Source organism: Klebsiella sp. KE9456, from assembly GCF_043832615.1.
GTDB lineage: Bacteria > Pseudomonadota > Gammaproteobacteria > Enterobacterales > Enterobacteriaceae > Klebsiella > Klebsiella indica.
Map to the genome: position 1 here is coordinate 95,810 of NZ_JBDYQK010000001.1, position 12,137 is coordinate 107,946.

The window sequence follows — 12,137 nt, forward strand, 5'->3', positions numbered from 1 at the left end:
CAACATGTCTGAACAACAAGCACAGGGCGCTGACGCGGCAATTGACCTTAATAATGAACTGAAAGCCCGTCGTGAAAAGCTGGCTGCACTGCGTGAGAAGGGTATCCCGTTCCCGAATGATTTCCGTCGTGACCACACCTCTGACCAACTGCACGCTGAATTCGATGCCAAAGAAAACGAAGAGCTGGAAGCGCTGAACGTTGAAGTCGCCGTTGCTGGCCGTATGATGACCCGTCGCATTATGGGGAAAGCCTCCTTCGTTACGCTGCAGGACGTTGGCGGCCGCATTCAGCTGTATGTCGCCCGCGACGATCTGGCGGAAGGGGTCTACAACGAGCAGTTCAAAAAATGGGACCTCGGGGACATCATCGCGGCGCGCGGTAAGCTATTCAAAACCAAAACCGGTGAACTCTCCATCCATTGCAGCGAACTGCGTCTGCTGACCAAAGCCCTGCGCCCGCTGCCGGACAAATTCCACGGCCTGCAGGATCAGGAAGCGCGCTATCGTCAGCGCTACCTGGACCTGATCGCCAACGATGAATCCCGCAACACCTTTAAAGTGCGTTCGCAGATCCTGGCAGGCATTCGTCAGTTTATGGTCGGCCGCGGCTTTATGGAAGTGGAAACTCCGATGATGCAGGTGATCCCCGGTGGCGCTTCCGCCCGTCCGTTTATCACCCATCACAACGCGCTGGATCTGGACATGTACCTGCGCATCGCGCCGGAACTGTACCTGAAGCGTCTGGTAGTTGGCGGCTTCGAGCGCGTGTTCGAAATCAACCGTAACTTCCGTAACGAAGGTATCTCCGTTCGTCATAACCCAGAGTTCACCATGATGGAACTCTATATGGCCTATGCGGACTATAAAGACCTGATCGAGCTGACCGAATCCCTGTTCCGCACCCTGGCGCAGGACGTTCTCGGCCATACCGAAGTGCCTTACGGCGATCAGACCTTTGATTTCGGCAAGCCGTTTGAAAAAATGACCATGCGCGAAGCGATCAAGAAGTACCGTCCTGAAACAGATATGGCCGATCTGGATAACTTCGATTCTGCAAAAGCCATTGCGGAAAGCATCGGCATTCACGTTGAGAAGAGCTGGGGTCTGGGTCGCATCGTGACCGAGATCTTTGAAGAAGTGGCGGAAGCGCACCTGATTCAGCCGACCTTCATCACCGAATATCCGGCAGAAGTCTCTCCGCTGGCGCGCCGTAATGACGTGAACCCGGAAATTACCGACCGCTTTGAATTCTTTATCGGCGGGCGTGAAATCGGTAACGGCTTTAGCGAGCTGAACGATGCGGAAGACCAGGCGCAGCGATTCCAGGATCAGGTTAACGCGAAAGAAGCCGGTGACGACGAAGCGATGTTCTACGACGAAGACTATGTTACCGCGCTGGAGCACGGTCTGCCGCCAACGGCGGGGCTGGGCATTGGCATCGACCGTATGGTGATGCTGTTCACCAACAGTCACACTATCCGCGACGTGATCCTGTTCCCGGCGATGCGTCCGGTAAAATAAGCATAACGGCAATAAACGAGACCCCAGCGCTGCTGGGGTTTTTTACATCTGGCGGCTAAAGTTGATTAACGCGTTACGCGCATTATTATCAGCGGCCTGCATTGCCATCCACGGACTAAAAGCCCACGGCGTGGTGCGGATACCGCTTAGCACCGCTGTAAGATTGCTCCACTGGTAATCCATAACCTCATCGGGATTAACCTGTAGCGGGCTGGCTATTCGGGCAGCATATACCGGGCAGACTTCGTTTTCGACAATACCGTTTGGCGCGATGGCCCGATAGCGAAATGCAGGAAAGACCGGCGTGATGTCGGTAATATCAACACCAAGTTCAAAGCGGCAGCGGCGGGCAACCGCCTGCTCAAAGGTTTCGCCGGTCTGCGGATGCCCGCAAACAGAATTCGTCCAGACGCCGGGCCAGGCTTTTTTGCCCAGTGAACGCCGGGTGACCAGCAACTGACCATGTTCATTAAACAACCAGCAGGAAAACGCAAGATGCAAAGGAGTACTGCGGGTGTGGGCGGCATACTTCTCCAGCATACCTGAGGGCTTATCTTGCTCATCCAGCAAAATAACATGTTCCTGTCGCATAGTTTTCACCAAAAATCATAAGCACTGGCTATTATAAGCCCTGTTGCGACGGAATAATTAACACTTCGGACTATTTCACCTATAGATGACGGCCTCATCTTATCTGATGAGGCCGCCGAAGAAGGGAGACTCAGAAAAGCAGCATAAACTGAAACCGACTTTCAATGGCCAGCGCAATGCCCTCGGAAACCGCCGGGATCGCCAGTAGCACTAGCAGTAACAGGCTAATAATACAGCGCAGAGCGGCATTCATCTTACTCCTCCCGCTGGCTCTTCTTGAGCTTGCGCAGCAGTAGCCACATGCGTACCGTTCGGACTTTAACGCCCGAGGACGCGGTTTCTTGCGCCAGTTCGCTATGATGCCGATAGCCATTAAAGAACAGGTTAAGTAGTACAGCGCTAATGGTGGCCAGCATAATGCCGCTATGCAGCAGCGGCTGGAGGACCGCGGGCAATTTAGAGAAAAAATCATGCGACAGGGTGGGCGTCATGCCGATACCGAGACTGATTGCCACAATATAGAGGTTGTAACGATTAGTGGTGTAGTTACAGCGCGACAGAATGCGAATGCCCGTCGCCAGCACCATTCCGAACATGACCAGACCAGCGCCGCCCAGGACAAACTGTGGAATCGACGCAACCAGTACCGCCATTTTCGGTACCATGCCAAACAGAATCAAAATCATCCCGGAAGCGATGCATACCCAGCGGCTGTACACGCGGGTGACGCTGACCAGACCGACGTTTTGCGAAAATGAAGTATGGGGGAAGCTGTTGAACAGGCCGCCAATCAGCGAGCCCACACCATCCACGCGCAGCCCGCGGACAATATCCTGCGAGGAGAGTTTGCGGCCAACGATCTCTCCGAGAGCGAGGAACATTCCCATCGATTCAATAAAGACGATGATTAACACCGCCGTCATGGTCAGGATCGATACCGGATCAAAGACCGGCGTCCCGAAAGCCATTGGGGTGATGATAGCGAACCATGAGGCGTCCTGTAGGCCAGAAAGGTTAACCTCATTCATCATCCAGGACAGCGTAAAGCCAAAAATAATGCCTAATAAAACGGCGACGTTAGAGAGAAAGCCCTTTGCGAACCGTGTGATCAATAAGATAAAAATCAGTACCGCAAATGAAATGCCCAGATATACCGGATTGCCGTATTCCGGGTTACCTTTGCCCCCGGCAGCCCAGTCGACGCCAACCTGAATAATACTCAAACCAATAGAGGTGATGACCACGCCGGTCACCAGTGAAGGAAATAGCGGGATTAAGCGCCCGATAAGTGGCGCCAGCAATGTGGTAATGAGCCCGGCGACAAGGGTTGCGCCAAAAATCCCCAGCAGGCCAATATCCGGGTTGATCCCAATGGCGATCATCGGCGTTACGGCGGCAAACGTCACCGACATAATCACCGGCAGACGAATGCCCATAAAACGACCGATTCCAATGCATTGCAGCAGCGTGACTACGCCGCAGCAAAAAAGATCGGAGCTGATCAACAGGGCGATGGCGTCTTTATTCAGTCCGAGTCTGTCACCAATCATCAGCGGTACTGCTACCGCACCCGCGTACATAACCAGTACGTGCTGTAGCCCCAGAATGAGGAGCTTTCCCGGCGATAAGAGACGATCAACTTCGTCGATCGTATTGTCGGGATCTGCGGGGGGAGGAAGTTGAGAATCTATGGCGCTCATGCGTATTTCTCCTTAACCCGGTAAACGGCCAAATCGCTTACCGGGGATTAAAAATGACGAGCCTCGATACCCTGTCCGTGGGTACTTAAATGGCCCATCCTCCAGCATAAAATATCACCAGGGCGAGCGTGATAATTACGGTACCAATATTCAGTTTTTGCCATTCGCGGGCGAAAATGCGCCCGACAACCAGGGTGACAAAGCCGAGCATAATGCCAGTGACGATATTGCAAGTCAGGACGATAAACACCGCGCAGACCAGGCCCGACATCGCATCAATAAAGTCGTTGAAATCGAGTTTTGAGACATTACTTAGCATCAGCAACCCTACGTACATCAGTGCCGGTGCGGTGGCATAGCCAGGGATTAAATAAGACAGCGGAGATAAAAACAGGATCAGCAAAAACAGGCAGCCGACAATGGTCGCCGTCAGGCCGGTTTTCCCTCCGGCGGCGGTTCCTGCGGCGGATTCGATATAGACCGCCGCGGGGGCGGCGCCGACCAGGCCGGAGAATACGGAGCTCACGGAGTCGCTGGTTAGCGCTTTACCGCCGTTGATAATCTGGTTGTCCTTATCCAGCAGATTTGCCTGCCCGGCCACCGCGCGAATCGTACCTGTGGCATCAAAGACGGCGGTCATCACCAGCGCCAGTACGCTGGGCAGTACGGCTGGCTTCAGCGCACCCATGATATCGAGGCTAAAAATCAGCGACTTTCCGTCTTCGCCGCTCAGACTGGGCATCGCGACCAGGCCGTGATACTGGACGGCGGGATCGAAAATCAGGCCAATAATTGAGATAGCGATAATGACCAGCAGGATCCCCCCGGGAACGTGACATTTTTCCAGACCAAAAATGACCGCCAGGCCCAGCAAACTCGTGAGTACCGGAAAAGAAGTAAATGCGCCTAGCGCAACCGGTAGCCCTTCGAGCGGGTTTTTTATCACCATACCGACGCCGTTTGCCGCAATGAGCAGCAGGAACAACCCAATACCGATTCCGGTACCGTGGGCGATGCCCATTGGCAGATTACGCAAGATCCAGGTTCGTACTCCGGTGACTGAAATTGTGGTGAAAATGACCCCCATCAGAAATACCGCGCCGAGTGCGATGGGAATGCTGATCTGTTGTCCCAGCACGAGGCTAAAGGCGGTAAAGGCGGTCAGAGAAATGGCACAACCGATCGCCATGGGTAAATTGGCCCACAGCCCCATCAGTAGTGACCCGAATCCTGCGACCAGACAGGTTGCGACAAACACCGCGGCTGGCGGGAATCCCGCTTTTCCCAGCATACCGGGCACCACGATGACCGAATAGACCATCGCCAGAAAGGTGGTCAGCCCGGCCAGGATTTCCTGGCGAACTGAACTGCCGCGAGCCGTAATGTTGAAGTAAGCATCGAGCGCACCGCGGGGTTGTGATGCGTTAGGAGTTGGCAGAGTATCTCCAGACATAATCATGTCCTCAGTCGAATATAAGGGTTGCGTCAGGTGCGCTCATACACCAGGCGGCCGTCAATATAGGTACGATAAATAGAGCGATCGTCACCCAGCGTCATCATCACGAACAGTTTGTCGATCAAAGACACCGAGTTGTCGTAACGTAATTGCTGCAGCGGTGTTGCCGTTGGCTCCAGCACTACAAAATCCGCCTCTTTTCCCGGGGTGAAATTACCGATGAGAGGATCGAGCCCCAGCGCCTTCGCCCCGCCCAGCGTCGCGAGGTAAAATGCCTCATAGGCCGAGAGACGGTATCCCTGAAGCTGCATGACTTTGTAGGCCTCGTTTAGCGTTTGCAGCATATTGAAGGTGGTGCCCGCCCCGATATCGGTGCCCAGGCCAACGTTGATCTTTTTGCGCCAGGCTTTTTGCAAATTGAACAGGCCGCTGCCGAGATACAGGTTTGACGTGGGGCAAAAGGCGATGCTGGAACCTGTTTCGCTCAGGCGATCCCACTCTTTCTCGTCCAGATGCACGCAGTGAGCGAAGACGCAGTTCTTACCGGTCAATCCGTACTGGTGATAGACGTCAAGGTAGCCGTCATGGTCGGGGTAGAGTGTTTTCACCCAGTTAATTTCATCTTTGTTTTCACACAGATGCGTATGTAACCATGTGTCCGGGTACTCCTGGCGCAGGCGCTGCGCCATCGCAAGCTGTTGCGGCGTAGACGTTGGGGCGAAACGAGGGGTGATGGCATACAGCAAGCGACCCTTTTTATGCCAGCGTTCAATCAGCGCTTTACTTTGCTGGTAACTGCTTTCCGCATCATCCAACAGGTAAGCCGGGGCGTTGCGATCCATCATCACTTTGCCGGCGATCATGCGCATATTGATATGGCTGGCGGCTTCGAACAGGGCATCTACCGATTGGGGGTGTACGGTACCGAAGACCAGCGCAGTGGTGGTGCCATTACGCAGTAATTGCTTCAGGAAAAAAGAGGACATCTCGCGCGCATATTCCAGGTCCTGATAACGCCGCTCGGTGGGAAAGGTGTGTTTGTTCAGCCACTCCAGTAGCTGTTCGCCATAGGCGCCGACCATTTCGCTCTGCGGATAGTGGATATGGGTATCGACAAATCCGGGAGTCACCAGTTTTCCACGATAATCGCGGATGCGGGTAGCCTCCGGAACCTGATGTTTCCCTTGTTCCCATTCGCCAAACCACTCGATTTTCCCCTGATAAATCAAGAGCAACCCATCCTCGACAAACCGCAACGCCGATTCAAGCGCTTCGGGATTGTCGATGGTGTGCGTGATATCGAGAAAACTGCCGCGCACGGCTTTAAGCGTGTGTTCACCTGACATGTGATCCCCTTACAATTAATCCGTCTCTTCCACCGAGGTCGCTGCGGGCAAAACGTCCTCTTGCCGATAGCCGCCAGGGAGGATGATATTCAACAGGATCGCGGTCAGCCCGCCCGCGCAGATGGGGTTTTCCACCAGCACATAAATGGAGGCAGGCAATATTTTGAAAATTTCCGGGTCATAGGAAACGCCGAGCCCCAGACCGAGAGAGGTCGCGACGATAAGCGTTTCGCGGCGCTTCAGACCGTTTGAAATGATGATGCGGATCCCGGCGATAGCGATCATGGAGAACATCAGCGTCATCGCGCCGCCGAGTACCGCAGAGGGAATGGTCGTGAAGAAGCCGCCAATTGTGGGAAACAGACCGAGGATCACCAGCATCACGGCGATGGTGCGCCCGATATAGCGCGAGGCGACGCCGGTCATCTGGATAATGCCGTTATTTTGCGCAAAGGTAGTGAGCGGCAGGGAGCCGAGTGCGGAGGCAATGACCGAGACCAGTCCGTCAGCCAGCACGCCGCCTTTCAGGCGCGACTGATACTCATCGCCCTGGATTGGACGCCGCGAAACCATCGCCGTTGCCGTAATGTCGCCAACGGCCTCCAGCACGCTCAGCAGGTAAATGGTGCCGACCACCAGAAAATGATGCAGGCTGAAATGAAAACCATATTTAAACGGGACCGGTACGGTCACCAACGGCAGGTTTTTCATGCTGCTGAAATCGACCATGCCAAGACATAGCGATACGATATAGCCGACGCCTAATCCGATGGCGATCCCTCCCATGCGCAATAACGGGTTGCGGCAGCAGTTAAAACCGATCACGACTATCAGGACTAACAAGCCGACGCCGATATTTTGATAATCACCGTAGGTGCCGCTACTCTTTGCTGCAAAGCCGCCGCCAAAATCAATAATGCCGACTTTAATCAGGCTCAGGCCAATCATCAGCACCACAATGCCGCTGACCGTGGGCGTGATCACCCGGCGTAGATAGGGGAGGATAAACGAGGAACCTACGACCAGAAATGCGCCGACAAACGACACGCCGAGCAGTGATGACATAATCAACTGCTCATGAAAACCATCGCTTTTCATGCTGCTGCCGAGGGCTATCATCACGGTAACGAACGAGAAATTCACCGATTGTATTGACAGCAAACCCGAGCCGATAATGCCGTAGCGGTTAACCTGCAGCCAGGTGCCGATCCCGGAGGCGATCATCGCCATCGAGACCAGATACGCGGTGGTTTCCGCAGAGAGTTGTAGCGTTGCCCCGACAATCAGGGCAGGGGTGACCATGGGGACGAAAATAGCTAATAAATGGGTAATCGCTCCCACTATTGTCTCGCGAAAAGGAGGGCGATCCTCCAGTTCATAAATCAGGTCGGAACCTGCATGGGGTAGATCAGACATCCCTTTACTCCCTCTGTTTGGGTATAAGCAAATTTGATCATCTGATTCAGTAGATTAAAATTCTGTGGATGCTGAGCGCAGAACGCCCTGAGCCGCGAGGCGATCAACCCACAGACGGCATTTAATAATGATTGAATCACCTTGCGCCTGGCCCAGCAGAAGGCTTTCATTGGCCATGCCAACTACGCCTGTTGGGCCGGGCTCTTAGAGCCTATCCCATCAGGGCTATTTGGCTTGTCATTTTGAACCTGGGCAGTGCTCAGAATCCTCACGTACTACGTGTACGCTCCGGTTCTTCCGCGCTGGCCGTGTTCAAACTGTCTGCGCCAATAACGCCTGGTGGGATAGGCTCTTAATCTGGCCGTATTACTGGAATAAAAAAGCCCGCGTGGTTCTTTCCCTCTCCCGGGGGAGAGGGAATGCTTGTTGCCGGTACTGTCGCGGTTCTTCGCGTTACAGCCTTCCTAAGGCGCTCAGTATTTTCTCCGGTGTAAAATGCCATTCGCGCAGCCAGACGCCGCAGGCATCGTGAATGGCGGTGGCAATGGCCGGCGCCGCGCCGTTCACGCCAATTTCGGAGATAGATTTGGCACCAAATGGACCGACTTTATCGTCGCTGGGTACCAGCACCGCGCGAAAATCACGCGGAATATCACCGATTTTCGGTGCGCCATAGCTGCGCAAATCCCGGGTGAGCGGATGGCCTTGTGCGTCATAGATAATCTCTTCGCTCAGGCTGTGACCGATGGCGCGCATTGACGCCCCGTAAATTTGTCCCAGCGCCAGTTCGGGATTAACCGGCGTGCCACAGTCCAGCAACGCATAGAATTTATCGAGGCGAATCTCGCCGGTGCGGGTATTTACCGCCACTTCGGCGAAGTTCGCTCCATACGGGAACGCGAAATCGGCCGTGATATAGCTGGCGGTGGCGACCAGCGTCCCGAAACCGGTGCCAGTTTCGGCTTTGTGGCCGATGTCAGCGTAGCTCACTTCACCCTGCTTGCCGCGCACCACGCCAGGGGCTGCCAGCGCAACATCGCTCAGCGGCTCACCGAGCATTTCAGCTCCGTGAAAGAGGATTTTTTCCCGCAGATTTTCCGCCGCTTTGCGCGCCGCATTGCCGGAAAAGCAGGTGCCGGATGAGGCATAGGCGCCTTTGTCAAACAGGGCGTGGTCGGTATCGCCGGAAATAACGTATACATCCTGCGGTGGGCAATGCAGCACTTCCGCCGCCAGTTTGGTGATCACCGTATCCAGGCCGGTACCAATATCCGCCCCGCCGGAATGCACGATAAACGTGCCATCAGATTCGAGTTTAATCATGCAGTTGGCCTGATCGATATCGGGGATCCCGGACTTCTGCATAATGATGGCGACACCGCGGCCCACTCGCCAGTCACCGTCGTGCGGTTTGGGTGAGGACCATTGGATCATCTCGCGCCCCTGATGCAGAATCGCTTCCAGCGCACAGCTGGCCGCGGTCGGCACCGATGTTGGCGCTTTACCTTCGCCAATTGCGCCAAGAATTTTCAATGGTTGGCCTTCATGGACGCGATTACGCTCAATCATCTCCAGTTGATCAATCTGTAGCTGTTCGGCCAGTTCGGCCAGCGCCATGGTGATAGCGAAGTTGCCTTTCGGTGCGCCGTATCCCTGATAGGCGCCGGTCGGACAGATATTGCTGTAGTAGGTTGTTACGTTGAAATCGACGTTATCACAGGGATACAAAGGCAGTGACAGCGCTGGTCCGTTGGACGGCACGGTGAGAGAGTGGTTGCCGTAGGGGCCGGTATTCGCGCGGAAATCCATCTTCACCGCGGTCAGGCGACCATCTTTCTTCGCCCCAAGCTTTACGGTGACGTTGGCAACGTGGCGGGAGGTATTGGCAATAAATTCCTCTTCACGGGTGTAGCGGAAATAGACCGGGCGTCCGGTGACGCAGGTGGCCCAGGCGCAAACTTCTTCCAGCAGGATATCTTGCTTGGAACCAAATCCGCCGCCCACACGCTCTTTAATCACATGAACCTTGTGCTGTTTCATTCCGACGAGGCGAGCAACCTGGCGACGTAAGTGCCATGGAACCTGCGTTGACGCGTGAATAATCAGACGGTCACCGTCCATGTGGGTAAAGCAGATATGGGGTTCTGCCGGACACTGCTGGGCCTGGGTAGAGGAATAGGTACGCTCAATCACCACATCGGCTTCGGCGAAGCCTTTTTCCATATCGCCAATATGACCGTGAATACTGGCGGCAATATTTTTACGTGGACGCGCGCCAATGGGGAAATTGATGATCATATGTTCCCCGCGCTGGGTTGCATGGCGGTTATCTTCTTCCAGCGTATCCGGCGCCCCGGCCATATAGACAACCGGTTCATCGTGAATTACCGGCGCGTCATCGGCCATTGCGTCGTCAATCGACATGACCGGCTTGAGCACTTGATATTTGACGTCGATAAGCTTCAGCGCCGCCAGTGCTATCTGTTCGTTTTCTGCAACGACCGCCGCGACGCGATCGCCAACGTGACGCAGTTTTTGACTAAACATCCTTCGGTCGAGCGGCGACGGCTCCGGAGCGCTCTGGCCGCCGGGGGTGTAGTAGATGTCGGGGCAGTTAAGATAGGTGATAACGTGAACGACTCCCGGCAGCGCCTCGGCTTTGCTAACGTCAAGGTGGGTAATCAGCGCATGAGGATGCGGGCTGCGCAGCATCTTAATCACGCAGGCATCGGGTGTGATACGGTCTTCGACGTAGCAGGGTTTAGCCTGCACCATGGTTGCCGCATCGGTTTTCGGATACAGCTTGCCGACAATTGCCAGGTCGTCGCGGAAGGTTGGTGCGCTATCAAGGGTTATCTGCGGGTTGCTTTTACGTGCCACCGCCAGCGCTATCACCTGATAATACTGTTGCCAGCCAGCATCTCGACTAAATAAACCGGAGAGCGCGTCGTCGATCTCTTCACGCGTCGGATCCGCGATACGCTCGAGAAGATCGCTGATAATTAGCGCGGCAGCGGGGTCGTTATAGCCCGATTGCACCACCCCGACGTCGACCATTGCCTGCTGTACCAGGCTCAGTTGATTCCATTTGCCCAACGATTCGCTCGTGCGGATCGCTGCCTGCTCCAGTTGGGCGGCGATAAGCAGAGAGGCGTTGACGATGCGGCCATTAAACAGAATCGCGTCAGAACCGGCGAAACCAAAACCATCATCGCTGTTGCGCACCGAATGCATGCCAAGATCGAAAAGTAATGCCTGTACGTTAGCGCCAGGATTCACCTTCATCTCGCGCGCAGTGCCGTTTAAGGTAAAGTGAATAATCATACGACCTTCTCCCCTGTCTGCTGGCAGTCGGTATACAAATCCGCCACGACCACACCGGCGATATAGCGTTTATAAGCCACGCTGCCCCGTAGATCCTGCTGAGGGAAAATGGCGGCGGCGACGGCCTGCTCCAGCGCACGGCCTTCCAGGCGCTGTGATTCCACATCCCGCAAACGGACTGGCCTGTCCGCCACGCCGTCCAGCGCGATACGTATTTCATCCTGTTCCGGAATAGCCACCGCGGCGGTGACTACGGTTAACCCGGCTTGCGAGCGGCTGATTCTACGGGTTGCACAGGCGCAAAACGGATTGTTGATGACAATTTCCGTGATCAGGGGCGAGCCGGGCTGAGTGAGGTAATTCTCCAGCGACAGGCTCTTGCCGTCGGCAAATATCAGGTGCGCGTCCAGCGCCAGCAGAACAGGGAGCAAAACGGACTCTTCCTGACGGGCGGCGATCTCACCGCCAAGAGTCGACTGGTTACGCAGGTGGCGGGAGTAAACGAAACCCAGCGCGTCGTGCAGCGCGTCGGGAATATAGTGGGTATCGCGCAGAGTCTGCAGGCGCGTCATTGCGCCAATTCGCAGAGAGCCGTTATCCCAGTCAACCCACTCCAGTTCAAGGTTCTGTAGGGAAATGGCAATTTGCTTGTCAGGCTGCGTCGGCGTGGCATTGATCTTACTGCCCCCGGCAAACCAGACGGCATCATCCTGGTAGCGTGATTTGAGCTCCAGCGCTTGTTCTACGGAGTCCGGTTTGAAAAATTGCTCGATCATAATCTT

At 55.0% G+C, this 12,137-nt stretch carries 9 protein-coding genes; 1 reads left to right on the plus strand and 8 read right to left on the minus strand.

From position 1 onward, the window contains the following. Positions 1-4: 4 nt before the first annotated feature. On the plus strand, positions 5-1,522 hold the full coding sequence (gene lysS, locus ABK821_RS00480; protein WP_343178120.1) for a lysine--tRNA ligase: 1,518 nt from the start codon (positions 5-7) through the stop codon (positions 1,520-1,522). 42 nt (positions 1,523-1,564) lie between these two features. Here the strand turns inward: lysS and idi are convergent, their stop codons facing one another. The 8 genes from idi to ygfM all read right to left on the minus strand — a co-directional run bounded on the left by idi (position 1,565) and on the right by ygfM (position 12,131). Continuing rightward, positions 1,565-2,113, minus strand: coding sequence for an isopentenyl-diphosphate Delta-isomerase (gene idi / locus ABK821_RS00485; RefSeq protein WP_138360770.1), 549 nt, complete (start codon positions 2,111-2,113; stop codon positions 1,565-1,567). 130 nt (positions 2,114-2,243) lie between these two features. After that, on the minus strand, positions 2,244-2,366 hold the full coding sequence (locus tag ABK821_RS00490) for a hypothetical protein (protein ID WP_241675623.1): 123 nt from the start codon (positions 2,364-2,366) through the stop codon (positions 2,244-2,246). Between the two features lies 1 nt (position 2,367). Continuing rightward, the gene (locus tag ABK821_RS00495) at positions 2,368-3,813 is read right to left on the minus strand and encodes a nucleobase:cation symporter-2 family protein (RefSeq protein WP_138360769.1); all 1,446 of its coding nucleotides are present in this window, start codon (positions 3,811-3,813) and stop codon (positions 2,368-2,370) included. A gap of 85 nt (positions 3,814-3,898) precedes the next feature. Further along, on the minus strand, positions 3,899-5,266 hold the full coding sequence (locus ABK821_RS00500) for an NCS2 family permease (RefSeq protein WP_343178119.1): 1,368 nt from the start codon (positions 5,264-5,266) through the stop codon (positions 3,899-3,901). Positions 5,267-5,298: 32 nt separating this feature from the next. Further along, complete coding sequence (gene guaD / locus ABK821_RS00505; RefSeq protein WP_138360767.1) at positions 5,299-6,615, minus strand: guanine deaminase; 1,317 nt, start codon at positions 6,613-6,615, stop codon at positions 5,299-5,301. A 15-nt stretch (positions 6,616-6,630) separates the two neighbouring features. Beyond that, positions 6,631-8,031, minus strand: a complete 1,401-nt coding sequence (locus ABK821_RS00510) for a nucleobase:cation symporter-2 family protein (RefSeq protein WP_142502643.1) — start codon at positions 8,029-8,031, stop codon at positions 6,631-6,633. 453 nt (positions 8,032-8,484) lie between these two features. After that, positions 8,485-11,355, minus strand: coding sequence for a molybdopterin-dependent oxidoreductase Mo/Fe-S-binding subunit (locus tag ABK821_RS00515; protein ID WP_142502642.1), 2,871 nt, complete (start codon positions 11,353-11,355; stop codon positions 8,485-8,487). Then, positions 11,352-12,131 (minus strand): molybdopterin-dependent oxidoreductase FAD-binding subunit, encoded by a 780-nt coding sequence (ygfM, locus tag ABK821_RS00520; RefSeq protein WP_142502641.1) that lies wholly within the window; start codon positions 12,129-12,131, stop codon positions 11,352-11,354. Before ygfM ends, ABK821_RS00515 begins: the two co-directional genes overlap by 4 nt. Between the last annotated feature and the right edge of the window lie 6 nt (positions 12,132-12,137).